Annotated in this window: 27 protein-coding genes; 12 read left to right on the plus strand and 15 right to left on the minus strand. The window is 69.0% G+C overall.

Going from position 1 to position 26,363, the window contains the following annotated elements; genetic code table 11:
• Positions 1–64 precede the first annotated feature (64 nt).
• Together DJ81_RS04870 and DJ81_RS04875 are read right to left on the minus strand one after the other, a co-directional pair.
• Positions 65–2,611 (minus strand): DUF2309 domain-containing protein, encoded by a 2,547-nt coding sequence (locus tag DJ81_RS04870; protein ID WP_094588732.1) that lies wholly within the window; start codon positions 2,609–2,611, stop codon positions 65–67.
• Positions 2,608–4,110 (minus strand): proton-conducting transporter membrane subunit, encoded by a 1,503-nt coding sequence (locus tag DJ81_RS04875; RefSeq protein ID WP_094588807.1) that lies wholly within the window; start codon positions 4,108–4,110, stop codon positions 2,608–2,610. The genes DJ81_RS04870 and DJ81_RS04875 overlap by 4 nt, the downstream gene beginning before the upstream one ends.
• A gap of 350 nt (positions 4,111–4,460) precedes the next feature.
• Here DJ81_RS04875 and DJ81_RS04880 point away from each other — a divergent pair, with 350 nt between their 5' ends.
• Positions 4,461–5,477 (plus strand): amidohydrolase family protein, encoded by a 1,017-nt coding sequence (locus DJ81_RS04880; protein WP_094522026.1) that lies wholly within the window; start codon positions 4,461–4,463, stop codon positions 5,475–5,477.
• A gap of 14 nt (positions 5,478–5,491) precedes the next feature.
• On the opposite strand, the gene DJ81_RS04885 is transcribed toward DJ81_RS04880, so the two are convergent.
• The 3 genes from DJ81_RS04885 to DJ81_RS04895 all read right to left on the minus strand — a co-directional run bounded on the left by DJ81_RS04885 (position 5,492) and on the right by DJ81_RS04895 (position 8,020).
• Complete coding sequence (locus tag DJ81_RS04885; RefSeq protein WP_094522025.1) at positions 5,492–5,965, minus strand: Lrp/AsnC family transcriptional regulator; 474 nt, start codon at positions 5,963–5,965, stop codon at positions 5,492–5,494.
• Between the two features lie 85 nt (positions 5,966–6,050).
• Entirely contained in the window at positions 6,051–6,674 is a 624-nt protein-coding gene (locus DJ81_RS04890; protein ID WP_094522024.1) for a universal stress protein, read from the minus strand.
• Between the two features lie 62 nt (positions 6,675–6,736).
• Entirely contained in the window at positions 6,737–8,020 is a 1,284-nt protein-coding gene (locus tag DJ81_RS04895) for a tRNA pseudouridine(54/55) synthase Pus10 (RefSeq protein WP_094588734.1), read from the minus strand.
• Between the two features lie 129 nt (positions 8,021–8,149).
• Between DJ81_RS04895 and DJ81_RS04900 the strand changes: the two genes are divergently transcribed.
• Positions 8,150–8,536: a DUF5830 family protein gene (locus tag DJ81_RS04900; RefSeq protein ID WP_094527885.1), complete on the plus strand. Its 387-nt coding sequence runs from the start codon at positions 8,150–8,152 to the stop codon at positions 8,534–8,536.
• A 503-nt stretch (positions 8,537–9,039) separates the two neighbouring features.
• Positions 9,040–10,740 carry a tryptophan--tRNA ligase gene (locus DJ81_RS04905; protein WP_094588736.1) on the plus strand — a complete coding sequence of 567 codons (1,701 nt, stop codon included), beginning with the start codon at positions 9,040–9,042 and terminating at the stop codon, positions 10,738–10,740.
• Positions 10,741–11,062: 322 nt separating this feature from the next.
• Here the strand turns inward: DJ81_RS04905 and DJ81_RS04910 are convergent, their stop codons facing one another.
• Positions 11,063–11,425 (minus strand): DUF5518 domain-containing protein, encoded by a 363-nt coding sequence (locus DJ81_RS04910; RefSeq protein ID WP_094588738.1) that lies wholly within the window; start codon positions 11,423–11,425, stop codon positions 11,063–11,065.
• 292 nt (positions 11,426–11,717) lie between these two features.
• Between DJ81_RS04910 and DJ81_RS04915 the strand changes: the two genes are divergently transcribed.
• Both DJ81_RS04915 and DJ81_RS04920 read left to right on the plus strand, forming a co-directional pair.
• Positions 11,718–12,620, plus strand: a complete 903-nt coding sequence (locus tag DJ81_RS04915) for a helix-turn-helix domain-containing protein (protein ID WP_212589828.1) — start codon at positions 11,718–11,720, stop codon at positions 12,618–12,620.
• Positions 12,613–14,610: an ATP-binding protein gene (locus DJ81_RS04920; protein ID WP_394338267.1), complete on the plus strand. Its 1,998-nt coding sequence runs from the start codon at positions 12,613–12,615 to the stop codon at positions 14,608–14,610. Before DJ81_RS04915 ends, DJ81_RS04920 begins: the two co-directional genes overlap by 8 nt.
• Positions 14,611–14,819: 209 nt before the next feature.
• Here the strand turns inward: DJ81_RS04920 and DJ81_RS04925 are convergent, their stop codons facing one another.
• On the minus strand, positions 14,820–15,821 hold the full coding sequence (locus tag DJ81_RS04925; protein WP_094588740.1) for an acetamidase/formamidase family protein: 1,002 nt from the start codon (positions 15,819–15,821) through the stop codon (positions 14,820–14,822).
• A 205-nt stretch (positions 15,822–16,026) separates the two neighbouring features.
• Here DJ81_RS04925 and DJ81_RS04930 point away from each other — a divergent pair, with 205 nt between their 5' ends.
• Together DJ81_RS04930 and DJ81_RS04935 are read left to right on the plus strand one after the other, a co-directional pair.
• Positions 16,027–17,481, plus strand: coding sequence for a lamin tail domain-containing protein (locus DJ81_RS04930; protein ID WP_094588742.1), 1,455 nt, complete (start codon positions 16,027–16,029; stop codon positions 17,479–17,481).
• Positions 17,478–17,774 carry a DUF3006 family protein gene (locus DJ81_RS04935; RefSeq protein ID WP_094588744.1) on the plus strand — a complete coding sequence of 99 codons (297 nt, stop codon included), beginning with the start codon at positions 17,478–17,480 and terminating at the stop codon, positions 17,772–17,774. Before DJ81_RS04930 ends, DJ81_RS04935 begins: the two co-directional genes overlap by 4 nt.
• A gap of 438 nt (positions 17,775–18,212) precedes the next feature.
• On the opposite strand, the gene tnpA is transcribed toward DJ81_RS04935, so the two are convergent.
• Complete coding sequence (tnpA, locus tag DJ81_RS04940; protein ID WP_094588746.1) at positions 18,213–18,611, minus strand: IS200/IS605 family transposase; 399 nt, start codon at positions 18,609–18,611, stop codon at positions 18,213–18,215.
• A gap of 53 nt (positions 18,612–18,664) precedes the next feature.
• Here tnpA and DJ81_RS04945 point away from each other — a divergent pair, with 53 nt between their 5' ends.
• Both DJ81_RS04945 and DJ81_RS04950 read left to right on the plus strand, forming a co-directional pair.
• Entirely contained in the window at positions 18,665–18,820 is a 156-nt protein-coding gene (locus DJ81_RS04945) for a DUF2080 family transposase-associated protein (protein ID WP_094527893.1), read from the plus strand.
• Positions 18,817–20,112 (plus strand): RNA-guided endonuclease TnpB family protein, encoded by a 1,296-nt coding sequence (locus tag DJ81_RS04950; protein WP_094588748.1) that lies wholly within the window; start codon positions 18,817–18,819, stop codon positions 20,110–20,112. The genes DJ81_RS04945 and DJ81_RS04950 overlap by 4 nt, the downstream gene beginning before the upstream one ends.
• A gap of 77 nt (positions 20,113–20,189) precedes the next feature.
• Here DJ81_RS04950 and DJ81_RS04955 read toward each other — a convergent pair whose 3' ends face one another.
• The 7 genes from DJ81_RS04955 to DJ81_RS04985 all read right to left on the minus strand — a co-directional run bounded on the left by DJ81_RS04955 (position 20,190) and on the right by DJ81_RS04985 (position 25,061).
• A complete protein-coding gene (locus tag DJ81_RS04955) occupies positions 20,190–20,741 on the minus strand; it encodes a hypothetical protein (protein ID WP_094527895.1) in 552 nt (183 codons plus the stop codon).
• A complete protein-coding gene (locus DJ81_RS04960; RefSeq protein ID WP_170938244.1) occupies positions 20,742–21,062 on the minus strand; it encodes a hypothetical protein in 321 nt (106 codons plus the stop codon).
• 172 nt (positions 21,063–21,234) lie between these two features.
• On the minus strand, positions 21,235–21,528 hold the full coding sequence (locus DJ81_RS04965; RefSeq protein ID WP_094581024.1) for a chorismate mutase: 294 nt from the start codon (positions 21,526–21,528) through the stop codon (positions 21,235–21,237).
• A gap of 27 nt (positions 21,529–21,555) precedes the next feature.
• Positions 21,556–22,467: a shikimate kinase gene (locus DJ81_RS04970; protein WP_094588751.1), complete on the minus strand. Its 912-nt coding sequence runs from the start codon at positions 22,465–22,467 to the stop codon at positions 21,556–21,558.
• Positions 22,468–22,588: 121 nt separating this feature from the next.
• Entirely contained in the window at positions 22,589–23,197 is a 609-nt protein-coding gene (locus DJ81_RS04975) for a hypothetical protein (protein WP_094588753.1), read from the minus strand.
• A gap of 53 nt (positions 23,198–23,250) precedes the next feature.
• The gene (locus DJ81_RS04980; RefSeq protein WP_094558287.1) at positions 23,251–23,712 is read right to left on the minus strand and encodes a hypothetical protein; all 462 of its coding nucleotides are present in this window, start codon (positions 23,710–23,712) and stop codon (positions 23,251–23,253) included.
• Positions 23,712–25,061: a hypothetical protein gene (locus DJ81_RS04985; RefSeq protein WP_094588755.1), complete on the minus strand. Its 1,350-nt coding sequence runs from the start codon at positions 25,059–25,061 to the stop codon at positions 23,712–23,714. The genes DJ81_RS04980 and DJ81_RS04985 overlap by 1 nt, the downstream gene beginning before the upstream one ends.
• Before the next feature lie 137 nt (positions 25,062–25,198).
• Between DJ81_RS04985 and DJ81_RS04990 the strand changes: the two genes are divergently transcribed.
• The 3 genes from DJ81_RS04990 (at position 25,199) to DJ81_RS05000 (ending at position 26,347) form a co-directional block, all read left to right on the plus strand.
• The gene (locus DJ81_RS04990) at positions 25,199–25,657 is read left to right on the plus strand and encodes a DUF5796 family protein (RefSeq protein WP_094523441.1); all 459 of its coding nucleotides are present in this window, start codon (positions 25,199–25,201) and stop codon (positions 25,655–25,657) included.
• Entirely contained in the window at positions 25,654–25,893 is a 240-nt protein-coding gene (locus DJ81_RS04995) for a hypothetical protein (protein ID WP_094523439.1), read from the plus strand. Before DJ81_RS04990 ends, DJ81_RS04995 begins: the two co-directional genes overlap by 4 nt.
• A 100-nt stretch (positions 25,894–25,993) precedes the next feature.
• Positions 25,994–26,347 carry a ferredoxin gene (locus tag DJ81_RS05000; RefSeq protein WP_094523436.1) on the plus strand — a complete coding sequence of 118 codons (354 nt, stop codon included), beginning with the start codon at positions 25,994–25,996 and terminating at the stop codon, positions 26,345–26,347.
• Positions 26,348–26,363: the final 16 nt, after the last annotated feature.

Genomic DNA, 26,363 nt, shown 5'->3' on the forward strand with positions numbered 1-26,363 from the left:
TCGCCGCGGTGGTACTCGGTCACGCGGAGCGCGGAAGGAGACAGAACGGGACCGCGGGGACGGCTCAGTCGTCCGCGACGGTGGGAGCGACCGGCGCCTCCGGTTCGGTTTCGGTCGGCGCCTCCGGTTCGGTTTCGGTCGGCGCCTCCGGTTCGGTTTCGGTCGGCGCCTCCGGCTCGGCGGCGGCCGGCTCCGAGGCCGGTGCCCAGCTCAGGTCGCGCTCGTACTCGAACGCGCGGTGGTCGCGCGTCGGGTCGACGACCGTCAACGAGAGCCAGTCGTTGTCCAGCAGTTCCGTCACCTCGTCGTGGTCGGCCAGCGCGTCGGTGACGCGTTCCACGGGGGCGTGCACGACCGTCGAGAGGCGGAGCGGCTGGTGGTACGGGACGCCGTCGGCGGCCATCAGCGACTGGCTGGGGAGCCCGGTCATCAGATCGCCGCCGTTCCCCTGGTAGACGCCGACGTTGCCGACGGGGTTCTGCGTCGCCTTCGACCCGCTCCCGTAGGTCGCGTTGTCGACGGTCGAGAAGTAGTACTGCGCGTTGATCCACTGGGTGACGACCATCGGCCCGGCGAGGATCGCCTCGAGCGCGTCGCCGTCGGGGTCGGTCGACCAGTCGTACGAGTGGAGGAACGCGCGGCCGTCCAGGTCGAGGTCGCTCGTCAGCTCGCGGGGCCCGACGACGAAGCCCGCGTTGCCGGCCAGTCCCCACTCGGGGCGCGTCTCGGCCCAGTCGCCGGCGCGGCGCTCGGTCTCGCCGACGCCCGCCGAGGCGTCGGCGCCCATCGCGTCCGCGCGTTCGGCGGCCGCGCTCTCGCGGGCCGCCGCGAGGTCCGCGCGCAGCGCCGCGAGGTCGTCCGCGTGGCTCTCGGGCACGTCCCCGTAGAGCTCGATCTCGTCGGTCGTCGTGTTGTGTTCGCCGGCGAGGAAGACGGTGTCGTCGGGGACGTCGAAGCCGCGCTCGCGCAGCGCCGCCTTCACGTCGGGGTCGGCGCAGATCGCCGCGAGGACGCGGGCGTTCGGCCCGCCGGGGTTGCCGGCACACGCGCCGCAGTCGAGGCTCGAGTCGTAGGGGTTGTTGGTCGTCTCGCTCGCGTGGCCGGCGAACACCACGAGCCGGCCGAACTCCGTCCAGCCCATCAGATCGAACGCGGTCGCGGCGTACTCGACCTTCTCCTCTTGGGTCAGTCCGATCGGGAGATCGCCGGCGTAGGCGTGCTGGTGGTGGACGGTCTGCTCGCAGAACTCGCGGTCGTCGGGCACCGCGTCGTCCGCGGCCCCCAACAGGTCGCGAACGCGGCTCGGCACCAGCGTGCGGGCCGCGAGCGCCAGTCCGTACCCGCTCCCCGCGTTCTCCACGAAGCCGAAGGCGCTGGCGGGGTTCGTCTTCAGCTTCTTGACGACGTCACCCGCGACCTCGCGGACGCTCGACCGGCGGTCGCGGCGCGCCTGCGCGTCTCCGTCGGTCGGTATCTCGCTGATGCGGTGCCGGGGATCGAGGATGGGCGGGCAGGCGTCGACCGACACGTCGGCGTCGTACGCCTGATACTCCATCGGAACGCCGAAGAAGCCGGCGTACCCGTGGGTCTCGTACTCGCCCTCGTCCTCGATGTGACGCCGGATCACCTCCGACCGCGTGTCGATGCAGAACACCAACTGCGCGTCGGGGCGGGCCGACGGGTCGCTCTCGCCCGAGGAGTCGCCCCCGGCCGGCGGGTCGCTCTCGTCCGGCGACTCGCAGCCGGCCAGGGACCGGCTCTCGGCGAGCGACCGGCTCTCGGCGGTCACGCGCCCGACGACCTCGGAGCGGTAGCTCGCCTCCCAGGCGCTCAGAAACGCCTCGGCGAGCTCGTCGGCCGGATCGGCGTCGGCGCTCCCGGGATCAGTGGACGGCTCGACATCGACGCCGAACCCGTCGAGGAGCGCGAGACGGACCGCGACGTAGTCCGCGAGCGTGATCGGGTGGGCCGACTGCCACGCCCCCTCGTCGTCCGCGCGCTGCTTGATGAACCCGGCCCAGCCCGGAAGCGCGGCCAGCTGTTCCTCGAAGACGGGGACCCACTGGCTCTCCGGGTACGGCTCCAAGACGGCCTCGATGGCCTCGGTCGGGGTCTCCGGGAGCGACGCGACGACCCCCTCGTCCGGGACGTCGGCGTCGTGCGGTGCCAGCTCGCGGAAGGCGGCGTAGAACCCCTCGTCGCGGTTCGGCATCGGCCACGCGGCGCCGCCCTCGTCGAGGAACGCCGACAGCCACTTCGTCAGCACGTGATCGACCCGCTCGGCTCCGCCGTCCGGCGCCGCCGACTCGACCGACGCGTCCACGCGTTCGAGCAGCGTCTCCGGGTCGGCCTCGTAGCCGCGGTCGGCGAGCTCCGCGGCGAGCGTCTCGCGGTCGATCCGGCCGTCGTCCAGCGCCGCGCGGAAGACCTCTCGGCTCGGGTAGCCGCGTCCGCCCAACACGTCGGCGGCCTGCGTCACCGCCTCGTCGAACGGTATGTTCTCGAACCCCGAGAGGGGGTTCGCCGTCACGAACGAGTGGATCGGCCAGACCGATCCGACCGTCGCCGCCGCGTCGTCGATGCCGTCTCGGATAGTGGATTGAGTGCTCATTGAACTCCTCCGTTGTCGTACTCCTCTGCGTTCGTCAGCACGGTTCCGGACGACGGGTGGCCCCAGTTCAGGAGCGCGACGTAGAGCCGGCGACTGCGCTCGTGGACGCCGGTCTCTATCGCCACGTACGCGGCGAGGAAGGCGGCGGCCACGAGCCCGTGTAGCGCGGTCAGTTCGGTCGGCGCCGCGACGACCGGGAGCCCGGTGAGGAGCGACGAGACGCCCCTGTAAACGAGCGCGTACACGGTGATCGCCGGCAGGAAGACCAGCGGGACCGACCCGTAGCGGACCGCCGGCGGCAGCGACGCGTGCCGGACCGCGCCCCGCGCCGCGTGGAGGGTCGTGAACACCACGAACAGGACGAGCAGCAGGCCGGAGTCGACGCTCGTTCCCTTCCCCGTCAGGAGCACGAACGCCGCGCCGCCCGCCAATCCGGTCAGCAGCGTCACCGCGCCGTCGGCGACGCCGGAGACGCCCGTCCGGGGGGCCGTCTGCCCGCTCGGGGCCGTCCGTTCGACCGCACCGCCCGCACCGAGGAAGTGGTAGGCCTTGTAGAAGCCGTGCAGGATGAGGTGGGTGACGGCGGCCCCGAAGAACCCCAGACCGGCCTGCATGATCATGAATCCCATCTGCCCCACCGTCGAGCAGGCCAGCTTGCTCTTGACGTCCGGCCGGACGGACTTGAGGAGCTTCCCGAGCAGCGCGCTGGTCGCGCCGACCGCGACGATAGCGAGCATGAGGCCGGCGTCGACGGTGACGACCGGCGCGAACCGGAGCAGCAGGACGCCGCCGGCGTTGACGAACCCGGCGTGCATCAGCGCCGACGCCGGCGTGGGGGCGGTCATCGACGAGAGCAGCCAGCCGTGGAACGGAAGCAGCGCGGACTGGATCATCGCCGCGAGGACGAGCGCGCCCGCGGCGACGACCCACAGCGGTCCGCCGAGCCCGTCGGCGGCCGCGGCGACGCCGGAGACCGTCGTGGCGCCGGTCGCCCGCCAGAGCGCGGCCAGCGCGACGCCGAGGAGCGCGCTGCTGGCGACGAAGTACCGCCGAGCGAGCGACGCGGCGGCCCGCGCCTGTCTCCACCCGTCGACGACGCCGATGAGCCTCGCCATCACCAGCCCCATCGCCAGCCACAGCAGTCCGAACGCGGCGAGGTGGTCGGCCGCGACGAGGGCCATCACGGTCACCTCGAAGGCGAACACGGCGAGGAAGAACCGCGTCTCGTGGGCGCTTCCCGCCATGTACCGGCGCGAGTAGCTGTGGACGACGCCGCCGAAGAAGGCGACGACCACCCACATCAGGACGGTGAGTCCGTCGACGGCGAACGCGCCGGGGACCGCCGGGGCGAAACCGATTCGGACTCGGGCGACGAGGACCGCGAGGCTCGCGGCGAACAGCGACCAGGCGAGCCACGTGAGTGCGACGGGCGCGAACGGCGTCTCCGCCGTCGCGTCCGGGAGCGCTCCGACCGTCGTTTTCGAGTTGGATTCCGACATCGTTCGGCTCGTGCGACCAATCTCCGTAGCCGACCCGCACGGCGAACCGGTATCGGTCGTCTTCACTCCGTCTAGTGAACAGATTGTGTATTAAATCTGTTTATCTTCACAAACTGTTCGATATAATCTCATTATAGAACATTATAGTTATCGCGAGGAGACGGGTCCGCGTCGTGAACGGAGCGAAGCGGGTTCGCAGGCGTAATCGTGGACGTGTCCGGACGGGGTTCGTCCCGAGCGGCTCGTCCGCGGGTCCGTAACGGATACGTCGCCGACGGCCAGTCCAGTTCTCGGTCCGTTCGCGAATCGCGTTCAGAAAACCATATCGTTATCCGATCCGCAGTGTCGGTATGGAGGAACTCACCGGGACCGTCCTCGCCGGCGAGTCGTTCGAGCCGACTCGCGGGCGTCTCGTCGTCGACGACGGTCGGATCGAGGCCGTCGAGGAGACCGACACGGAGTCGACCGACATCGTCCTGCCCGCGTTCGTCAACGCCCACACGCATCTAGGGGACTCCGTCGCGAAGGAGGCGGCCGTCGGGCTGTCGCTCGACGAGGCGGTGGCCCCGCCGGAGAGCCTGAAACACCGGCGGCTGGCGGCCGCCGACCGCGCCGACCTCGTGTCGGCGATGCGCCGAACGCTCCGGTTCGCGCGGCGGACCGGTACGATCTCCTGTTTGGACTTCCGGGAGAACGGAGTGGCCGGGGCGCGGGCCCTCCGCGAGGCGGCGTCGTCGGTCGCCGTCGACCCGTTCATCTTCGGGAGCGGCGACCCCGCCGTCCTCGACGTCGCCGACGGGTACGGGGCCTCCGGGGCGAACGACGACGACTTCGCCGACGAACGCGCCGCGTGCGAGGACCGCGGCGTTCCCTTCGCCATCCACGCCGGCGAGCCGGACGCGACCGACATCCACCCGGCGCTCGACCTCGATCCGGACCTGCTCGTTCACATGGTACACGCCGAGCGGGAGCACCTCGAACGCGTCGCGGACCGGTCGGTCCCGGTCGCCGTGTGCCCGCGCGCGAACGAGGTCCTCGACGTCGGAACGCCGCCGGTCCGGGAGCTGCTCGACCACACGACCGTCGCGCTCGGCACGGACAACGTCATGCTGAACGCCCCGTCGATGTTCCGCGAGATGGCGTACACGGCGAAGCGGTTCGACGTGACCGCCCGGGAGGTGCTACGGATGGCGACCGCCGCCGGCGCCGAGATCGCGGGGCTCGACTGCGGCGTCATCGCGCCCGGGCGACGGGCCGCGCTCGTCGTCCTCGACGGCGACTCGGACAACCTGGCCGGCTCGGAGGACCCGGTGCGGGCGGTCGTCCGGCGCGCGACCGCGCTCGACGTCAAGCGGGTCGTCGGGTAGCGACCGGTCCGCGTTCAGGAGTCGGTCTCGGCGTCGAACTTGCCGAACGGCGTCGCCTCGTGGCTCCGAACGAGCACCTCGTCCGCGACGGTGAGCCCCATGTCGAGGAGCTCCTGTGCCACGGGCGTGATGTCGCCGTCCGACTCGCCGACCGCCGTCACGAGGAGGTTCTGTTCGCCGGTGACCAGCTCCTGCACCGAGATGACGCCGTCGATCTTCAGGATCTCGGGGAGCAGCTCGCCGCGCTCGGGTATCGACGCGGTGCAGTAGAGCAGCATCCGGAGCGGATACCCCGACTTCTGGTAGTCGACGTCGGCGCTGTACCCCTTGATTATCCCGTCTGACTCGAGGCGCTGGATGCGTTTGCGGACGGTGCTGTCCGACGTCCCGGTGCGCTCCGCGATGTCCCCTGACGAGGTGTTTCGGGCGTCCTCTTGGAGCGCGTACAGGATCGCCCTGTCCACGTCGTCGATCGCTTCGTCAGCCATACCGGAGCCTCCGTGGCATAGCCACTTTACTGTTCTATGTCGCTTTTAAACGGAGCGGGGACGCCCGACGCGAGTCCACCGCGGCCTACGCCACGTCCAGCGACGTGTCACCCTGCGCCTCGACGACGACCACGGGGACCTCGGCGTCGTCGATCACGGTGTCCGTCGTGGAGCCGAACACGAACCGGCCGACGGCGCCAGTGGTGGGGGCGCCGACGACCACGAGGTCGTAGTACGGCGACTGCTCGACGATCGCGCCCGCGGCGGTCCGGTCCTCGACGAGCCAGCGGTCCACCCGGTCGAAGTCGCCGAGGCGGTCGCGGGCCGACGAGAGGAGGCGATCGCCGGCCGCGGCGTACTCGGCGGCGTCGGCGTCCTCGCGGTCGCCGACCGGCGTCGCGTCCCCGTCGACGAGCGCCTCGTCGGAGGGGACGACGTGGAACAGTTCGAGCCAAGAGCCGGTCGCGTCGGCGATCTCGCGGGCCACGTCGACGGTCGCCCCCGTGTGCGGGCCGGCGCCGACGGCCACGAGGATCGAGGACACGCGGTCCGGCCGCGCCGCTCGGTCTTTCCCCTTCAGACGGGCGTGCGCCGCCGTCGTGGTCGACGCGGCCGCCTCCCTGACCGCCGGTTCGACGACAGGCTCGCCGACACCGTCGCCGACCGTCGGCGCCTCGGCGCTCGCTTCGTCCGCGTCGCTCCCGTACATACCCCCAACGTCAGACGCGCGTCAGATAAATCCCGCCGGTCCGCGCCGACCGTTCGGGGGCGTCAGTCTCTGAAGAACGCGTCGCGCTCGAACGGCTCCGCCTCGCCCTCGACGGCGACGACGTCGAGCGCGGTGACTTCTGCGCCGACGCCCAGCAGCCCGGCGAGGCTCGGCTCGGTGCGGCCCTCGTCCCCCGAGATCAGCTCCTTGATGTAGAGCCCGCCGGCGCCGCGGACCTCGACGGTCGCGTGACGCGGGTCGTCGATCTCCGCGGTCGCCTCGTACACGTCGCGCTCGCGGGTGAGGCTCGCGCGCCGGTGGTCCACTCGGTTCGGGGTGTACTGCTCGACCGTCGTCCCCTCCAGTTCGTCGACCGCCTCGGCGAGGGCGTCGGCGTCGACGTCGGCGTCGAACGCCACCTGCGCGCGGTAGCGCTTGGCGGCGTCGTGCTCCTTCACGCGCTCGACCATGTCGTAGGTCGCGAGCCGGAGCCCCTCGACCTCGACGGCGCCGTCGGCGAAGGCGTTGATGTCCGACTGGAGGCGCTCGACGTCGACCCGACGCCGACGCGGCTCCTCCACCTCGATCACGAACGGCCGTCCGGTGCCGAGCATGAGCGCGTCGACGTCCTCGCGGCCCGCGCCGTGGAACGTCGCCTCCGTCCCGTCCATCACGTCCTCGACGATCGGCGCGGTGTACTCCTCGACGCTGTCGTCGTAGAGGTACCCCGAGCCGCCGCAGTGGTCGCAGGGGTCCGGTCCCTGCCGGCCGGAGCCCTTGCACTCGCGGCAGGGCCACTCGGTCTGCGGGATGTCGCGCTCCAGTTTCCTGTATCGCCCGTACACGAAGGTGGAGTTCACCTTCGCGTCGATCGCGTCGTCGGCGAGGTCGATCGTGAACTGCACGTCCGGGCGGTCGAAGGACACCTCCGCGCCGGTGAGTCGGCCGAACCGCTTGCCGACCTCGCGGTTGAACTCGGAGTTAAACGGTTCGCCCGCGTCCTCGTCCAGCCCGGCGTCGGCGCGGAGCAGCGCCTCGTTCTCCTCGATCAGCGGCGGCGGGCGCGTGCCGACGTTGTACGTGGCGAACTCGATCCCCTCGACCGCCTCGGCGGCGCGCTCGGCCCACGCGTCGAACTCGGTGCAGCGGCCCTCGCAGACCCAGCAGTCCGCGGTGTCGACCGGTTCGTGGTCCTCGTCGTCGCGCAGCGAGAGCGAGACGCGCAGCGCCGACCCGCGCTCGGCGTTCGACAGCCCGAAGCTCCGGTCGGCGACGAGCCGGCCGAGACAGGCGTCACACACCGGTCCCGTCTCGGTCGCCCGCGCCGCGACCTCCAGTACGTCCATACGCCCTCCAGCGGCCCGCGTGGTAACTGTCTTACTACATCGGGGGCGACGGGCGGTCGCGGGGGACCAGCGCCGCGGGACGCGCGGCCTCCCGGCCGACTTAAGAGGGTCCGATTCGTTTCGCCGGGCGTGAACGAGCCGGCGTCCCGGGAGGAGAAGCTGGAGCTCGGCGTCGAGCTGCTCGCGCACCTCGAGCACGAGGAGCTGGCGCTCCCCGACGCGATCGACCGGATCGAGACGGTGACGACGAGCCCCGCGCTCACCCGCGACATCCTCGACGCCGCCGAGAAGCGCGGCGTCATCGAGCGCGAGGACGCCCGGCTCCGAGTCCAGCGAGGCGGCACCTACGTGAACTACGACAGCCAAGTCACCCAGCGCGAGGGCGACTTCGAGTGCCGCCGCTGCGGGACCTCCATTACGACCGGCCACTTCGTGAAGCTCGACGCGGGCGAGCTCGGCCCGTTCGGATCCTCCTGCATCCGAAAAGTGACTGGGCGCGATAGCGACGACGAGTGAGAACCGCGGTCTCGACGCGCATTTTTAAATAACCGACGCGGTGGCGCGTGCCTGCGAGCGACCGAAAGGCCGCGAGCAGCGAGGGACCGGAGGTCCCTCTGGCAGCCGGCGGCCTCGCCGCCGGCGACAGCACGCGCGAGGGACGCGGCGAGCGCTGTTGAGCGCGAGCCGCGAGGCTGGGGAGGTACGAGGCTGCGGTGCGGTTGCGGTCGGGTGGGACTCAAAGGGGCAGTCGCGAGGGCGGCGCAGGCGACGCAAGCACCGAACGAGGGAGCGCCAGCGACCGAGTGAGGCGCGCAGCGAGCGTGCGCCGCCCTCGTGGCTGGGGCTTTGGAGTCGTTCAGCATCGACTTGCGGTCAATCGTATATAAATAAGCGACCGACTCAGACACGATCTCATTCGCGAAACCGAGATCAGCCTCACAGTCCCGGCGACCGACCTCGCATGCCACGTCCTCACGCGCAAGCGAACGGTTTTTGCGTCGACCGACGGGAGGAGACGTATGGACGAGGACACCCCCGAGGAGACGGGGTCGGCGGCGGGCGGTGCCCGCGACGAGACCCCGGGATCGCCCCGCGCCGACGGCGGGACGGAGCGCGCGGACGGACCGACCGAGGACGTCGCGCTCGACCCGTGGGGGTCGGCGTCGGTCGGCGACTACGCGGACCTGTTCGAGGAGTTCGGCATCGAGGCGTTCGACGACGTGGCCGACGACGTGGTCGACCCGCACTACCTGATGCGGCGCGGCGTCATCTTCGGGCACCGCGAGTACGACGCCGTCGCCGAGGCGATGGCGAACGACGAGCCGTTCGCCGCGCTCTCCGGCTTCATGCCGACCGGCGACCCGCACATCGGTCACAAGCTCGTCTTCGACGAGATCATCTGGCATCAGGAGCAGGGCGGCGACGCCTTCGGCCTGATCGCCGACCTGGAGGCCCACTCCGCGCGGGGGATGTCGTGGGACGAGATCGACGAGCACGCGCGCAACTACCTCCTCAGCCTCCTCGCGCTCGGCTTCGACGCCGAGGACGGCGAGCTGTACCGGCAGTCGGATAACCGCGAGGTCCAGGACCTCGGGTTCGAACTCGGCTCGAAGGCGAACTTCTCGGAGTTCGAGGCCATCTACGGCTTCGACGGCGAGACCAACATCTCGCACATGCAGAGCGTCGTGACCCAGACCGCCGACATCCTCTACCCGCAGCTCGTCGACGAGCCGAAACCGACGGTCATCCCCGTCGGCCCGGACCAGGACCCGCACGTCCGGCTGACCCGCGACCTGGCGACGCGGATGCGCTACTTCAAGGTGACCGAGGCGTTCGCGAGCTTCGAGCTCGACGACGCCGAGCGACAGCTCGTCCGGGCCGCGTACGACGCGCTCGCGGCCGACGTCGACGACGCCGAGACCGACGTGCGTTGCGAGGGCGCCGCCGCGTGGCTCGCCGACTACGAGCCGCCGGAGGTCGGCGCCGCCGACAGAGACGCCGCCGATGGGGACGCCGCCGACGGAGACGCCGACGACGTCCCCGACCTCGCGGCCGCCAAGTCGACCGCCCTCGACAAGCTCCGCGCGGGCGGTAAGGAGCCGCTCCGCCCCCGCGTGCGCTTCTTCGACCGCAACGCCACCGACGAGGCGTTCGAGGCCCTGATCGAGGCGGTCGAGGGCGACAAGCGCGTCTTCGAGGGCCACGTCGACGCCTTCGACCTCACCCGCGGCGAGGCCGAGTCGCTCGCGCGCGAGGTCGAGATCGATCACGACGGGTTCGGCTTCCGCCAGCCCTCCTCGATCTACCACCGGTTCATGACCGGGCTCACCGGCGGGAAGATGTCCTCGTCGATCCCGGCGAGCCACATCTCCCTGCTCGACGACCCCGAGGACGGCTACGAGAAGGTGAAGGCGGCGACCACCGGCGGGCGCGACACCGCCGAGAAGCAGCGCGAACTCGGCGGCGAGGCTGACGAGTGCCCCGTCTACGAGCTGTACGCCTACCTGCTCGCGGGCGACGACGACGAGCTCACGAAGACCGTCTACTCCGAGTGCGTCAACGGCGAGCGCCTCTGCGGCGGCTGCAAGGAGCAGGCGGCCGAGCTCATGAGAGAGTTCCTCGAAGACCACCAAGAGAAGCGCGAGGAGGCCGAGGAACTCCTCGACGACCTCGACATCGACCTCGACTCCGACCGGCGCGGGACGGGCGGCGAGCACTGAGTCGTCCCCTCTCGGCGTAGCAGGTGATTCTCGCACACTTTCTTTATGAATAGACAGTGCGGTGGCGCGTGCCTGCGAACGGCCGCCGGGGGCGGCCGCGAGTCAACTCGCGCGAGGGAGTCGGCGGTCCGGAGCGAAGCGGAGGACCGCCGACAGGGCGAGAGCGAAGCTCTCGCTTGCAACCGGACGTAGTCCGGTGACGAGGCTGGGGCTTCGGAGGTGTTTGTCGCCGGTTCGCTAGCGACCATTTATAAGCGAGCGGCTGGGGCTTCGGAGGTGTTCTCAGCGGAACCGAACTCGACTACCTATAACAGCGACCGACTTACAGTTCGTCTTTCACGTACACGCCCAGTAGTCCGCCGAGCGCGCTCAACACGACGGTGTAGGCGACGCCGCCCAGCACGGCGATCGCCCCGAGGAGGAAGATTCCCCCGGCTGCGATCCCGATCTCGGCCGGGAACGCGAAGAATCCCAAAAGCGGGAAAACGACCAGCACGAGCAACAGCAGCCCGACGATCGGGATCGACGCGATCGCGCCGGAGAACGCGCCGACCCGCAGCCCGTCGTCGCCGTTTAAATACCCGGCGACCGCGCCGCCGAGGAGGGGTGAGATACCGGTGAACGAGAGGACGGCCGACGCGATAGCGCCGACCACCGCGTTGAGGAGGGTGTTTTCGGTGTCCATGCGCTGTCCGACTCCCGGTGGCGGCATACGTTTTGCGGACCTCGAAGTGCGAGCCATCCACGACCGACGCGACCGCCCGACGACCGAGGCGATAGTTTATGGGGCGGGCGCCACCTCTCACGGGTATGAGCGAGCAGGAGACGATCCACGTCGCGGACGTCAGCGAGGGGATCGGCGGCGACGCGACGGTACGGATCGGGCTGTTCCAACCTCCTGAAGAGTTACGTGACATCACATGACTAGTACCCAGCATGAACGGGACTCTCACTCACGAGCGAACCGGATGTCTGAAATGACCGAGGAAGCCCCGTGGAGGCAGGCGGATCGCCTCCGATCGCTGTACATCGGAGAAAACCTGTCGACGAGCGAGATCGGTGAGCAACTCGGTTGTAGCCGCAAGACTGTCGAGAACTGGTTAAAAAAGCACGACATCGAGAAATCCAGACCTTGGGAAGACGAGGAACGACTTCGCTCTCTCCGCCAACAGGGAATGAGCGAAGCCGACATCGCAGACGAGTTGGACTGTAGTCAAGCAACCGTTCACAACTGGCTAACCAAATTCGGGATCGACACGAGTTGGACGCGACCGGAACGGCCGTGGCACGACGAGGAGACGTTACGTGAACTGTACGTCGAATCGGAGATGACGATGGACGAAGTCGCCTCGGAACTCGGCTGTGGTCGGCAAGCGATAGAGGTGTGGATACATCGTCACGATATCGAAACGCGGTCGTACAACCCGGAAACGCCGAAAGCAATTCAAGATGAATCGAAGCTCAGATCGATGTATCTCTCGGACGGAATGAGTACGTACGCGATAGCAGAGCAACTCGACTGTGCTCCGTCTACAGTCCATGACTGGTTACACGACCACGGAATTGAAACCCGGACAGTCGGTTCACAGCCCGGAGAACTACACCATCGCTGGGAGGGTGGTGTAGACGAATACTACGGCGACAACTGGGCGAAACAGCGGCGTAAGGCCCTTCGGCGAGACGACTACAAATGTCAACGGTGCGGCATCACGCAGTCCGAACACAGGAACCGGACTGACATCGGCTTAGACGTTCACCACAAAACGCCGATCCGTACGTTTCAGTCCCCCGAAGACGCGAACACGTTGGATAACCTTGTAACGCTTTGTCGTTCGTGTCACAATACCATTGAGCCGCCAAACGAGAACCAAAATGACTGACGCTCAACAACAGATCCCTGTCGGCGTCGATCAGGAACAGGACACGGAAATTTCACTCCCAGTAGTGGAGCTGCTCACCGGACGGGGATTTATAACGGGCAAATCCGGATCGGGTAAAAGCAATACCGCCTCGGTCGTCGCCGAGAAACTCCTCGATTCGGCGCTTGGTATTCTCATCGTTGACGTAGACGGTGAATATTACGGTTTGAAGGAAGAATACGAGATCCTCCACGCCGGCGCCGACGACGAGTGCGACATCGTCGTCTCGCCCGAACACGCCGAGAAGCTCGCGACGCTCGCCCTCGACCAGAACGTCCCGATCATCCTCGACGTCTCCGGCTACCTGGAGGAGGAGACCGCGAACGAGCTCCTCTTGGAGGTCGTCAAGCAGCTGTTCGCGAAGGAGAAGCGCATGAAGAAGCCGTTCCTCCTCGTCGTCGAGGAGTGCCACGAGTACATCCCCGAGGGCGGCGGGATGGACGAGACGGGCAAGATGCTGATCAAGGTGGGCAAGCGCGGCCGGAAACACGGCCTCGGCATCGTCGGGATCAGCCAGCGCCCGGCCGACGTCAAGAAGGACTTCATCACGCAGTGCGACTGGCTCTGCTGGCACCGGCTCACCTGGGACAACGACACGAAGGTGGTCGGGCGGATACTCGGCTCCAAGTACTCGAGCGCGGTCGAGGACCTCGGCGACGGCGAGGCGTTCCTGATGACCGACTGGGACGAGTCGATCCGCCGGATCCAGTTCCACCGCAAGGCGACGTTCGACGCGGGCGCGACGCCCGGGCTCGACGACTTCGAGCGCCCCGAGCTCAAGTCGGTCTCCAGCGACCTCGTCGGCGAGCTCCAGTCGATCTCCGACGAGAAGGAGCGCCGCGAGTCGGAGATCGCCGACCTCCGGCAGGAGCTCGACAAGAAGGACCGGCGGATCGCCGACCTCGAACGCGAGCTGGAGGAGGCCCGCGACCTGAGCAGCATGGCCGACCAGTTCGCGCAGGCGCTCCTCGGGAAGGCCGAGGCGCCCTACCGGGGCGGCGGCGGGGCCGCGCCCGGTACCGAACCGTCTGCGGTCGGCGCCGGCGAGAGGGTCGGTGACGGCGGTGACGAGGACCAGTCGGTCCTCAAATCGTATGACGAGGCGGTCGCGGCGACCCTCGACGGCGACGACATATCCGACGCCGACGGAGGGACGGACGCCGACGACGCGACCGAGACCGCGGCGGACGCGGACGACGCCGAGGACGCCCTCGACGCCTCCGACGCCGCCGACGCCCCCGCCGCCGTCGACGGCGACCCCGAGGACGCCGCCGCGCCGCCGGACGAGGACGTCGAACCCGTGACGCGCGCGGACGTGGCCGAGAGCGCGCTCCGCTTCGACGACGCGGTCGAACTCGGCACCCGCGAGGCGGTCATCGAGGAGCTCCGCGGCCGGATCGAGGCCCTCCCGGAGCTGTCGCGAGGGATGCTCCGTCACTACCGCCGCGAGGGCGTCAGCGACCCCGTCGCCGCCCACATCGACGCCGGCGGCGACGGCGACTCCGGCCACGCCTACAGCCGCCATCGCCCGGTCCGGCGCGCGGGGCTGATCCGGCACGCCGGGCGCGGGCACTACGCTTACGCCGTCCCCGACCTGATCCGGGAGGCGTACGCCGACCGCCTCGACGAGGAGAGCGTCCGGAAGATCGTCCGGGCGGTCGAGACGGTCTTCGTCCCGCCGGCGGAGCGGAGCTATCCGCCGGACGCGGACCCCTCGGCGGTCGATCCGAGCCGAGACCGGACGCCGGGCGACGAGGGCGACGCGGCGCTCGTCAGCGGCGACGGCGGCGCCCCAACCAGCGACGGGTCCGACGTCGGCGACGGAGACGCGCCCGATGGTGCCGCGGACGCGGACGAGAGCCCGGCGGAGACCACCGATCGATCGGACGCCGGCGGCCTGACCGACGCGGCGCGGCGGTTCGCCGACCGCGGCCCGACCGCCGACGAGTGAGCCGGCGGCGGTCGGGGCGCTCGCGGCCTTCGACTCGCCGGTCACCGTCGTCGGACTGCCGCGCCTCGCCGCCGGACTCGTCGCGGTCGCCGCCCTCCTCGCGGCCCGCGGCGGCGGCCTCCCGCGCGCCTGGCTCGTCGGGTTCAGGCGGCTGGGCGGTTCGGCGACGGGGGCGCCGAGTCGGAGTCGGATCGGCGCGGCGGCGACGCTCAGAACGGGACCGAGAGGTACTCGCTCGGCACCGCGTTCCGCGCCGTCACCTGCGGGTCGACCACCTGACTGATCTCCAGGCCGCCGACGAGGCTGGAGAACAGGTACGCCTCGGTCCTGGAGAGGCCGTGGTCGCGCGCCAGCAGCCGAACGATATCGCGGTTCGCGATCTCCACCGCCTCCGCCATCGTCTCGGCGCTCGCGACGGTCTTGACCGCGTCGCCGGTGTCGACGAGCGGGCGGTCGAGCGGGACCTCCGGCTCCTCGATCACGGACAGCGTCACGTCGATCTCGGTGGCGATCTCGGCGCCGGTCCCGCACATCTCGCCGTCGGCCATCGCGGCCTTCGAGTCGCCCATCGCGAGCATCGCGCCCGCCTGGAAGACCGGGAAGTACGCGGTCGTCCCGGCCGTCATGTCGGTCGTGTCGAGGTTCCCCCCGTGGTCGTCCGGCGTCAGGGTCGAGATCGCCTCGTCGGGGGTGGCGACCCCGATCGTGCCGATCACGGGATCGATCGGGACGTCGATCCCCTCGAACTCGATCCGGTCTCCGCCGCCGATCCCGTCGCTCCCGCCGCCAGCGCCGTCGCTCCCGCCGCCAGCGCCGTCGCTCCCGCTGCCAGCGCCGTCGCTCCCGTCGCCCTCGCCGTCCACTTCGGTGATCCGCGTCGCCGGATGCTCGATCCCCGGGTCGTCCTGCAGGAGGCCGAACCCGGGCGCCGTGAGGACCCGCCCGCGGTCCTCTGCGACGCGCACGTCCTCGATCTTGACCGCGAGCACGTCGCCGGGGCTCGCCCCCTCGACGGCGATCGGACCGGTCGCCGCGTTCACCTCCTCGGGGATCGCGTCCAGCAGGTCGTCGTCGCTCTGGATCTCGCCGTTCAGGCTGTCGATGGTCTCGATCGTGAGCGACTCCCCGTCGGCCGCCTCGTAGACCGGCTCCATCTCCGGCGCGAACTCATACACGTGGCCGTCGGTGTGTGAGATCACTTCTCGTGACATGTCGGTCTCGACTCGGGGGCGCGCCGTCAAAAATCCCGGCGGGGAGGTTCCGTTTGAACGGGACGGCGGAACGGAACGCGCGAGAGGGTACAACGGAACGCGCGAAACGACGGAACGGAACGCCTCTCTCACCACCGCGGCTCCAAGTAACGGATATATTTCACGTTAGATCAACTTTACAGGTAAACGTCTCTCATGAGGAACAATGACATCTTCTCGGGGGCTGTCCCGCGTGCTTCTCGTCGTCTGCCTCGTCGCTCTCGCGGGGTGCGCGGGCGCGTCGCTCGGTGACCCGGCGCCCGACACCGGGTCGACGCCCGATACCGGGGCGGCGACCGACGGCGGGGCGGACGTCGCCGCGGCCAACGGCTCCTTGGAGGTCCACTTCGTCAACGTCGGCCAGTCCGTGAGCACGCTCGTCGTCGGACCGGACGGCGAGACGATGCTCGTCGACACGGGCCACTACAACGACGACGGGGAACACGTGCTGGAGTACCTCCGGCGGCACGATATCACGCGGATCGATCACCTCGTGACCACGCACAACGACGCGGACCACATCGGCGGGAACGCCGCGATCATCGACTACTACGAGACGGAGGCCGACGGGATCGGCGCGGTCTACGATCCGGGGATCGCGGCAAGCACACGAACGTACGGCGAGTACCTCGACGCGATCGAGGCGCACGACGTGACGCTGTACGAGACCCGCGAGGGCGACTCGATCGCCTTCGGCGAGGTCGACGTCGACGTGCTCGGTCCCCCGGAGCCGTACCTCGAGAACGAGGCCCGCAACGAGAACAGCGTCGTGCTCAAGCTCGCGCACGGCGAGACGAGCTTCATGCTGTCCGGCGACGCCGAGGACGACCAGGAGGCGTACCTCGTCGAGACGTACGGCGATGAGCTCCGGTCGACGGTGTTGAAGGCGGGCCACCACGGGTCGAGCAGCTCCTCGAGCGAGGCGTTCGTCGACGCCGTCGACCCGCGGGTCGCGGTCGTGTCGAGCGCCTACGACTCGCAGTACGGGCATCCGCACGAGGAGGTCCTCCGGCGCTTCGCCGACCGCTCGGTACCGACCTACTGGACCGCGACGCACGGCGACGTCGTCTTCGTCAGCGACGGCGCGAACGTCTCGGTGCGGACGCAGCGGGACGCGCCGACCGAACCGCTGTCGCTCCGCGACGGCGACCCGGTCGGTCCCGGAGCGGGCGGTGACGTGGTGGAACGGGCCCGAATAGGCGGCGGCGGGGCGGTCGCCGTCACCGACGGCGGTGACGACGCGGACGACTCCGACGGGAGCGGCGACGAGACGGCCGCCGGTTCGAACGGCGCGCTCGCGGTCGCGGCGATCAACGCCGACGCCGCGGGCGACGACCGCGAGAACCTCAACGACGAGTACGTCGTCTTCGAGAACGCGGGCGACGAGACGCTCGACCTGTCGGGGTGGACCGTCGAAGACGAGGCCGGGAAGCGGTACGAGATGCCGGACGGGGTGACGCTCGCCCCCGGAGAGACGCTGACGCTCAGGACGGGGAGCGGGACCGACACCGAAACCGACCTCTACTGGGGCGCCGGATCGCCGGTCTGGAACAACGGCGGCGACACCGTGATCGTCGAAAACGCTACCGGGGACCGCGTGCTAGCGGAGTCGTACGAATGACCGAGATCGATCTCGCGGACGGAACGTACACGGCGGTCGTTGACGCGGTCGAAGACGGGTTCGCGACGCTCTTCTTCGAGCGCGACGGCGACGAGGTCGGTAACGTCGTCCTCGGCGTCGACCGATTACCGGACGACGGGCGACACGCGGACGCGATCCTAGACGTGGAGGTCGAGGACGGATCGATCGCGACCGCGACCTACGACCCGGACCGCACGTCGTCCCGTTCCGAGGCCGCGCAAGACCGGTTCGATCGGTTGTCGAGCCGACCGCCGAAAGACGGTCGGGAGTAGCGGTCCGGGTGCGCGGGCCGCGACGCCGGGACGGGACCCACCGCGGGCCGAGGCGGGCGCGTCTGTTCTCGTGTGTCCCGTGAACGGCTAGGCCGGCGGCGAGGTCGCGGTGACGCACTGTCCGCTGGACGCGCCGGTGCTTCACCTACTGAGCGCGGGACGCGAGTCGAACGAGGTGAAGTTCAAATCCGGTGCCGAGCTCTCGAAGAGCGTGAACTGAGGCGTCGCGGTTCGGCGACTCTCCAGTTGTTCGACCTTGTTCAGGTAGCTGACATTTATGACGGACTCCCTGAAATAGTATCCAACGACACGTCCGATACGACAGAATTCAGGTCGCAAAGGGCGTGTATCGGTGGCGTATTTAGCTGAGATGTCCTTGCTCTACAGAGAAAATAAGGCGAGTGCCTCGGGGCTTGACCCCGAGGGTGAAGCCAACACTTAGACGTGTTCTGTTCGTTGGATATACCGTTCAATCGTTTCCGTTGAGACGGTTCCCGCAGTCCCGATGTAGTACGAACGTTCCCAGAACCCACCACCCCACAGATACTCCTCCAAGAACGACTCGTGCTGTTCCCACATCTTCCGGGCCGTGACGCTCTTGACCGTCCGAACAATCTCGCTCGGCGCGTGCTTCGGGTGAGCAGAGAGGAACAGATGTACGTGGTCTGGTGAGATGTACAACGACAGTATCTCGTAGCCGTACTCGTCGCACACGTCCCGAAAACTCGCTTCCAACGAGTCTTCGATTGGTTCGAGTATCGAGTGGCGATACTTCGGACACCATACGAAGTGGTAGTTGACGTTGTACACCGTGTGATTCGACCGTTTCTCGCCCATATCGAACACACTCCACCAACACAGTTAAGTATATCCAAAGGATATACACAGGTATGGCGAATAGCTTTGAAATCGACGGCGAGGAAGTTATTGACGGCGAGGTCAAGCCGTTCGGGAATAGCGCCCACGTCACCGTCCCCAAACGGTGGCGAGGGGCCGACGTGAAAGTCGTCCGAACCTCAGAACCCACCGATCAAGACGAAGAATGACTGACTCACAGACCCTCGTCAAGACGCTGGACTTCCAACTCGACATCCAGAGTGACAACGAGGGTCTGCTGTACGACGCCACGCTCGAAACCCGCCGAGTGTACAACGAAACCATCCGGCTCGCCAAAGAGGGCGTAGACTGGGATTCAATTTCGCCTCGCCTCGAAGACGATGCCGACCTCGTGAAGAACACGACCCAACGCATCGTCGCCAAGGCACTCGGGGCAATGGAGAACTACTACGAGTACGACGACTTCGGCAAACCCAGCCACACAAAGGATGGCACGTACCCGCTCCGGGCGAACTACAAGGAGGGCTACAACCTGTCGCTCACCGATGACGGCGACGTGGCGTTCCGTATCAGCGCGAAACCCTACAAACACGTCAAGGGCGTCCTTGACGGAAGTGATGCTCATCTCGATCTTCTCAAGACCGCGCTCACGGGCGACGAGTGGACGGTCACAACGTCCGAGACGCTGTGGCGTGACGGTGAGCCGGAACTCCACGTCAATATCCGCAATAGCGAGCAGACCGTTCGAGACAAGCAAGACTCGCGGACGGTCGTTGGTGTGGACGTGAACGAGGACAACGTGGCCCTTACCGCACTCTCAGAGGATGGCGTCGAAGACACGCTGGTCATCGACTTCCCCGAGATCAAGTTCGAGCGCCATCGCTACTTCACGATGCGAAAGCGCGTGCAGAACGCAGAGAAGTCAAGTATGCACGACACGCTGGAAGGGCGTGAGGAACGGTTTGTTCATGACCGACTCCACAAGGTGTCTCGGCACGTCGTGGAGTGGAGTCGTCAGTTCGAGAAGCCGTGCATCGTCTTTGAAGACCTCAAAGAGATGCGCGACAGTATCGACTACGGCACGCGGATGAACCGACGCTTGCACCACCTCCCGTTCCGCGCCCTCCAGTTCTATACGTCGTACAAGGCAGCATTCGAGGGGATTCCGACGGGTTGGATTAACCCGGAGTACACGAGCCAACGGTGTCCGATGTGCGGGCACACGGAGCGAGCGAACCGGAACAAGAAGCGGTTCAAATGCCGGTCGTGTTCCCATCAAGACCATAGCGACCGGAGTGCAAGCGTCAACATCGCCGTGAAAGGCATCAAGAAGCATCAAGATTGGAATGTGCCCGCTCTCAACAGCCTTCCCCAAGTTCGGAAGGTGCGACGGCGGGCATCGGGGGCCGTGGACGCCCCGACCGCAACCCACTCGTCCGTTCGAGACGACCGTGACCCATCTCGGGGTGTGGCGTCGAGGACGGTGGGAGTGTCCGATTAAACTGCGGGAAGACAGAAGCCTCGGGGCTTGACCCCGAGGCGGTTCACGGAGAGTCGTTCCGATCGGCTAGCGCGTGTCTAACGAGTCGATCCCTTCGGATCGGGTTGCTCGTTATTGCGTTGCTGTCGAAGCGTAGACCGCGCCCGCTCGACGTAGGAGTTCGACGACCAACTGCGAGCGTCACTCATCTCGGCCAAGAACTCGTCGGCAGCGTCCGGCGAGATCGCGTCGTTGCGAACCAGCGCGGTGAGGAGGATGGGCGTCGTGACGAGGCGGGTCTCGGCCAGCGAGGCGTGGACGAGCGCAAGCCGATTGAATTCGTCGCAGATCAGTTGTACGGCGTCGATATCGTTCGCCAGCGTAACCGCCGCGTTCTCGCCATCGTCCAGGGGGAACGTCTCGTCTAGTTCGACGGAACGAGTCTCGAACGCAGAGCGACGGTCGAGAACCGCCTGTGCCGCCTCACCGGATGCGTCGTCGTAGGACGCAGTCTCGGTGAGTTCGTCGATGACCTGCTCTGGGACGACCACGGTGTGCGAATCGAGGAGGAGGTCGAGTGGATTCGGTGAGCCCCCCGCCACCGTCCCGAGGCTTACGAGAGCCGACGTGTCGGCGACTATCAGAACCATCTACGAGTCGGCCAGCTCCTCCGCGACCTCGTCCACGAATTCGTCGGTCAGTTGCTCTTTCAACAGGTGGAAGTTGGCGGCCTCCTCGTGCCCGACGAGGTCTTTCAGTTCCTCGAACGTGATATCGTCGTCGTAGAAGGCCTCCGCGATCTCCTGTTTCACCTCGTCGGAGTGCGCGGCGTCCCGCAGGTAGTCCCGAAGCGCGGAGATGAGGATGTCCGTCCGATCCGTCTCGAACACCGCAGCGAGCGCGTCGGCCCGGTTTACTAGTCCCCTCGGTGCACGGAACTGGACGCGCTTCTTTTCGGACTCGGAACTCATATGTGTACATTGTGAGCACAGAGCCAAAACGCTTGCCCTCTTGTCACTACCACATCCTTCGGAGCCACCGCGGACATGGTGTTTTTCATCGAGTCTGAATCGAAAGAGCAGCTATCGGAAGGTGATTCGGCAGCCAAACCGGCAACAAACGGCCTAAGAAACCTGTTTGTAGCTACCGAGACTCGCGCTGCTCAACTTTGTTCAGCTCGATCAGCAGCCGGAAGATCGCTTTCACGAGGTTGGCGTCGACGTCGAACCGCTCGGCGTTCTCGCCTGCGCGCTCCATGACGCGCTCCTCTTGGCCCTCGTCGGTCGTCGGGAGGTCGCGCTCCTCCTTCACGGCCGCCACGGTGTCCGCGACGTACGTCCGGCGGGCGATCAGTTCGACGATCTCTCGGTCGATGTCTTCGATCTCGTGTCGCAGTTCGTCGAGGCTTCGGTCCTCAGAGTTCGGTGTGTCACTCATTGGTAGTGGGATCGGTCGATGGTGTGCTCACTCGACGGCCGCGCCGTCGTTACTCGTGGTCGTCCGCCGCAGCGTTCCGGGGCGCTCGCCCCACGCGTCGGCGAGCGCGTCGAGGTCGGTCGCCGGGTCGGTCGGGTCCGCGACGGCGACGACGCTCGGCCCGGTGCCCGACAGCGACACCCCGGTCGCGCGCGGCATCGCCTCGACCGCGGGGTCGGCGTCGAACCCGAGCGCGGCCGAGAAGGCGAGGCCGTTGACGGTCATCGCCTCGGCGTACCGGCCGTCCAGCGCGAGGTCGGCCACGAGGTCCGCCATCGGCGCGACCGCCTCGCAGCGGGCCACGTCCGCGTCCGCGCTGTAGGCGCGCTCGGGCGGGGTCCACACGAGCACGTCCCAGTCGACGGCCTCGCGCGACCGGAGCTCGTCGCCAGCGTTGTCGGTGACGGTCACGCCGCCGAGCATCGAGGCGGTCGCGTCGTCGAACGCACCGGTGACGGTCACGCCCGCCTCGCGGGCCGCGCGCACGCCCAGCCGGCAGGCCTCCAGCCGGGTGACGTCGGCGGCCGGGTCCGGGTCGCCGACGTCCCCGTCGCTTCCGTCCCCCACACGCAGTCCGAGCGCGTCGCAGGTCGCGAGCACGGTCGCGTTCGCGGCCGCGCTGGAGCTCTTGAGCCCGGCCGCGAGGGGCACGTCGCTGTCGGTCCGAACGGTGCCGCCCTCGCCGTCGCCCCACCGCTCGGTCGCGAGCGCGACGCAGCGCTCTATCAGGGCGGAGTCCGCGTCGGGGTCCTCGGCGATGGACCCGTCGACGCCCTCGGCCGCCGGGTCGAGCGCGACGCTGGCCCGGGTCTCGACGTCGATGCCGAAGGCCGCGCCGGTGCCCGTCGCGAGCGCGTTCAACACGGTGCCGGCGCCGAGCGCCGCGGCCCGTCCCTCCATGCACTCACGGCTCGCGAGCGCGGACAAAGAGGTAGCGATCACGGCGAGACTCTCGGCGGCGCGGCCGGCGGCGTAGCACGCGGGGACGACGGCGCGGCACGGGGGGCCGGGGCGGCTCGGCTCAGACCGGCTCCGCGCGCCGCACCGCGGCGTCGACCTCGTACCAGTCCACGTCGGCCGGGACGTCCGTCTCCCGACTCCGGAACGTGATCGAGACGTCGAATCGGCGGACCCCGTCGCCGAACCGGTTTCCGGACGGGAACCGCTCCGTGTCGTACGCGAAGCCGGCCGAGTCGCGCTCGGCCGAATTCGGGCGCGTCGCGTACGCATCGGCGCGGAACTCGACCGTACCGTACGTGAACCGCCCCCGGTTCTCGACGGTGAGCCGAGCGTCGACGGTCGTCTCGTACCCCTCGTCGGCCACGTCGAGCACCTCGGCGTTCGCGACGACCAGCCCCGAGCCGTCCGGACCGACGGCGTCGGGGACTGAATCGTCGTCGACCTGGTCGGTGCCCTCTCGGTCGGGTTCGGACCGGTCGGCGGTCGAGCCGTCACTGTCGGTCCCCTCGTCCGTTCCCGTCTCGGCGTCGCTCTCGGACTCACCCCCGTCCGCGCCGGCGTCCGGCTCCGCGACCCCGTCCCCGCCGTCCCCCGACTCCACGAGACAGCCGGCGAGCAGGCCGGGGACGGAAGCGGCGAGCAACCGCCGCCGAGAGAGCGATCGCCTCACGGCTCCCTCCTCGCCGCCGCCCGAGGGTGCGGTGTGTTTCGGTCCCGCATCGGTCACCCCGTCACCGACCCGAGCGCGCCGGACGCCGCGCCGACGACGGCGGCGACGACCGCGGTCGTGAGCACCGGTCCGAGCGCGTCGGCGATCCCGTGCGCCTGCGTGGCGGCCTCGCCCTGCGAGGCGACGACGAGGACGACGACGAGGAGCCCGTATATCAGCGCGCCGACCCCGCCGCCGACCCCCGACGTCGCGGCCGCCCCCTGGACGTCGTACGCCCGCGACCCGAACAGCACGCCGAGGACGCCCGCGAGGAGCGGCGCGCCGACCAGGGCGGCGGCGGTGACGGCGAGGTACGACTGCGCGACGAACACCGGTCCGAACCGCGCGGTCTCGCCGGTCGCGGCCGTCGCGAGCGCGGCCTCCGCCCAGCCCGTCCCGACCGCGGCGACGAGACCGACGCCGACGCCGGCCACTGAGAACACCGCCGCCGTGAGGCCGACTCCGTTCGCGTTCATCAGACCGCCCCCCATCCGTCGGCCAGCCGCCCCTGCCACCCGGCGCGCTCCTCCCACGCGTCGCCGGAGAACCCGGCGGCGAGCAGGAACTCGCCGGCCCGCACGACGTAGCCGTACTGGACCCCGGCGTGCTCGTCGAAGCCGTAGCGCTCGCCCTCGGCCTCGTCGTGGTAGAGCCGGTGCCAGCGAGCGGGTCCGTCGTCGGCGCCGGTCTCGTCGCCGTCGGCCGATCCGCCGTCGGCCGATCCGCCGTCGCCGTCCGCCGAGCCGTTCCCGGAGAAGTCCGAGCCGGCGGCCGTGGCGCCGGGATCGATCGGCGCCCGCCCCTCGGTCGACGCGTCGGCGAGAACCGCCACCAGCCGCTCGCTCGCGGTGTCGGCGTCCGGGTAGCGCTGGACGTACAGGGGCGTTCCGTCCAGCTCGGAGGCCCACCCCTCGAACGTCTCGCTCGGACGGTTGCCGGCGGACGGGCGGTCCGCGAACGCGACGAACAGCTCATCGGTCCGGTCTTCGCTCCGCGGTACCGGTCCCAGCCGGGCGCGGAGCTCCTCGCGCCGGTCCGCCCCGAACGCCCCGCCGTAGATCCGCGGGATGCGGGAGCGGTCGTACCGGTCGTCGTCGTACGGCTCGTGCGCGAACGCCGCGAATCCGCGGCTCGCGAGCGCGACCTCGACGAACGCGGTCCCCCGGACCTCCCGCCGCCGCTCGTCGCCCTCGGGGAGGGGGTACAGCAGTCGGTCGAGCAGCCGGTTGTGGATCGGGTCCCGGGAGAACGCCTCCGCGACGTAGATCGCGGTGCCGATGCTCGCGAACCCTCGGCGCATGCGGTCGAGCTCCTCTAAGAACCGGTCGACGTCGTTCCGGGGCGCGACCGTTCGGAGCTCCTCGACGTGGCGCCGCGCTCGCCCGCGGATCCGGGCCTCCGGGTGGAAGTGCGGCTCCAGGGCCTCGGCCGCGCGATCGGCGGCGGCGCGTGCGGCGGCGTCCAAGCGGTCAACCATTTCGACGGTCACCGCGTCGCTCTCGTCGGCCGCCGCGCGGACGGCGTCCACCTCGGCGACGACGCCGGCGATCGCGTCCCTGTACGTCGCGACCGCGTCGGCGTACTCGGTCGCGAACCAGACCGCGTCGTCGACCACGTTCCGCGTCGCCGCCGCGAGCGACTCGTTCAGGACCGGATCGGGGTCGTCGAGTTGCTCGTCGCCGGGAGGATCAGGTTCGCCGTCGTCGCCGTCGGTCGCGTCCGGGGCCGCGTCGGGGTACTCGACGCCGCGAACGCCGAGACACCCCGCGGCCCCGGCGGCGATCCCGACGCCGGCGCCGAGCAGGCCCCGTCGCGTCCGTTGCATACGGTACTCTCCCGTCGGTGGGGACTTAAATGTGGGATGCCCGATTCTCGAAACTGAGTGCGCGCCGCACGTCGCCGTGGACCGTCCGGCCGCCGCCGAGCGCGCCCCTTTTGAGGCGGGCGACCCGAGCGGCGCGTATGTCAGCGCCTTCACGCAGCGACGTCCCGCCGACGTCGATCGGGATCGACCTCCGCGAGGAGGGAGTCGTCGTCGAGTACCTCGACGGGCGGACGACCCTCTACCGCGGCGCTCCGGACGCGGTGGAGGGTTCGGTGACTGCCGGTCCCGGCAAGGAGACCCACGTGCTCGTCACCGACCCGACCGAGACCGAGGGCGTGATGACCTACGTCAACGACTACAACACCGACGACGAGATCCTGGAGGACTCCGGCGTCGGTCGCGTCATGGTCGAGGAGGGCGAGCGGGAAGAGGTGTTCCCCGGCGTGATCGTCGGCCGGACCGACCAGCGAAACGAGGTGATCGCGGACCCCGAGATCGCCGGCGGCCGCGTGTTCGTCTTCGTCGAGGACGGCTGGACAGAGGGGAGCTTCGAGATCGTCGAGGGCCCCGAGGACGGGCTCGACGCGCACCGGTGAGCCTCGCGAAGCCCTGGCGCGACCTCGACCGCTCGACGGTCGGAAGCGCCCCGACTCGGTACGCGCTGTACGAACTCGGAGACGCCGACGGCGACACGGTCGGGTTCGGCACCGGCGTGCTCCGCGACGAGCTGAAGGAGGCGCTGGCGTACGGGGACGCGGCCAAGGTGCGGTGGGAGCTCGCGGACTCGGCCGAACACGCGGAGCGGCTGCTCGCGGAGCACGTCGACGCGTGAGCGAGGGGCCGAGCCGCGGCGCGCCCCCGGCCTCCGGAACGGGCTGCACTCGCGGGGAACGACCGACAGAGGAAAGTCCAGCGGTCGCCGATGGGCAGGTATGAGCGAGGACGCGGACGCCGACGGCGACGAGGCGGTGCGCGCGAGCGACATCGGCGGCGAGGGGCCGCCGGTCGAGGAGAAGCCGTACAAGATCGTGTTCGAGGCGAACAAGTGCTTCGGAGCGGGGAAGTGCGCCGAGGTCGCCGACAACTGGGTGATGGACATCCAGAGCGGGATGGCGCAGCCGCGGTCGTACTACATCGGCGAGGACGAACTGGAGGAGAACGTAAGGGCGGCGGAGGTCTGTCCCGCCAAGAAGGAACGGGGCGTCATCCACGTCGTCGACCGGCGGACCGACGAGGAGATAGCGCCGAACCCGCACGGCGACGGGACGCTCTCGGTCGACTGGTAACGGGGACCGCCACCGA

The organism is Halorubrum sp. Hd13 (assembly GCF_002252755.1).
Classification (GTDB): Archaea; Halobacteriota; Halobacteria; order Halobacteriales; family Haloferacaceae; genus Halorubrum.

Bases quoted from the DNA above. Each gene is read 5' to 3' on its own strand.
- DJ81_RS04870 (WP_094588732.1), bottom strand. From the start codon at position 2,611: ATGAGCACTCAATCCACTATCCGAGACGGCATCGACGACGCGGCGGCG.
- DJ81_RS04875 (WP_094588807.1), bottom strand. From the start codon at position 4,110: ATGTCGGAATCCAACTCGAAAACGACGGTCGGAGCGCTCCCGGACGCG.
- DJ81_RS04880 (WP_094522026.1), top strand. From the start codon at position 4,461: ATGGAGGAACTCACCGGGACCGTCCTCGCCGGCGAGTCGTTCGAGCCG.
- DJ81_RS04885 (WP_094522025.1), bottom strand. From the start codon at position 5,965: ATGGCTGACGAAGCGATCGACGACGTGGACAGGGCGATCCTGTACGCG.
- DJ81_RS04890 (WP_094522024.1), bottom strand. From the start codon at position 6,674: ATGTACGGGAGCGACGCGGACGAAGCGAGCGCCGAGGCGCCGACGGTC.
- DJ81_RS04895 (WP_094588734.1), bottom strand. From the start codon at position 8,020: ATGGACGTACTGGAGGTCGCGGCGCGGGCGACCGAGACGGGACCGGTG.
- DJ81_RS04905 (WP_094588736.1), top strand. From the start codon at position 9,040: ATGGACGAGGACACCCCCGAGGAGACGGGGTCGGCGGCGGGCGGTGCC.
- DJ81_RS04910 (WP_094588738.1), bottom strand. From the start codon at position 11,425: ATGGACACCGAAAACACCCTCCTCAACGCGGTGGTCGGCGCTATCGCG.
- DJ81_RS04915 (WP_212589828.1), top strand. From the start codon at position 11,718: ATGACCGAGGAAGCCCCGTGGAGGCAGGCGGATCGCCTCCGATCGCTG.
- DJ81_RS04920 (WP_394338267.1), top strand. From the start codon at position 12,613: ATGACTGACGCTCAACAACAGATCCCTGTCGGCGTCGATCAGGAACAG.
- DJ81_RS04925 (WP_094588740.1), bottom strand. From the start codon at position 15,821: ATGTCACGAGAAGTGATCTCACACACCGACGGCCACGTGTATGAGTTC.
- DJ81_RS04930 (WP_094588742.1), top strand. From the start codon at position 16,027: ATGACATCTTCTCGGGGGCTGTCCCGCGTGCTTCTCGTCGTCTGCCTC.
- DJ81_RS04935 (WP_094588744.1), top strand. From the start codon at position 17,478: ATGACCGAGATCGATCTCGCGGACGGAACGTACACGGCGGTCGTTGAC.
- tnpA (WP_094588746.1), bottom strand. From the start codon at position 18,611: ATGGGCGAGAAACGGTCGAATCACACGGTGTACAACGTCAACTACCAC.
- DJ81_RS04945 (WP_094527893.1), top strand. From the start codon at position 18,665: ATGGCGAATAGCTTTGAAATCGACGGCGAGGAAGTTATTGACGGCGAG.
- DJ81_RS04950 (WP_094588748.1), top strand. From the start codon at position 18,817: ATGACTGACTCACAGACCCTCGTCAAGACGCTGGACTTCCAACTCGAC.
- DJ81_RS04955 (WP_094527895.1), bottom strand. From the start codon at position 20,741: ATGGTTCTGATAGTCGCCGACACGTCGGCTCTCGTAAGCCTCGGGACG.
- DJ81_RS04960 (WP_170938244.1), bottom strand. From the start codon at position 21,062: ATGAGTTCCGAGTCCGAAAAGAAGCGCGTCCAGTTCCGTGCACCGAGG.
- DJ81_RS04965 (WP_094581024.1), bottom strand. From the start codon at position 21,528: ATGAGTGACACACCGAACTCTGAGGACCGAAGCCTCGACGAACTGCGA.
- DJ81_RS04970 (WP_094588751.1), bottom strand. From the start codon at position 22,467: ATGGAGGGACGGGCCGCGGCGCTCGGCGCCGGCACCGTGTTGAACGCG.
- DJ81_RS04980 (WP_094558287.1), bottom strand. From the start codon at position 23,712: ATGAACGCGAACGGAGTCGGCCTCACGGCGGCGGTGTTCTCAGTGGCC.
- DJ81_RS04985 (WP_094588755.1), bottom strand. From the start codon at position 25,061: ATGCAACGGACGCGACGGGGCCTGCTCGGCGCCGGCGTCGGGATCGCC.
- DJ81_RS04990 (WP_094523441.1), top strand. From the start codon at position 25,199: ATGTCAGCGCCTTCACGCAGCGACGTCCCGCCGACGTCGATCGGGATC.
- DJ81_RS05000 (WP_094523436.1), top strand. From the start codon at position 25,994: ATGAGCGAGGACGCGGACGCCGACGGCGACGAGGCGGTGCGCGCGAGC.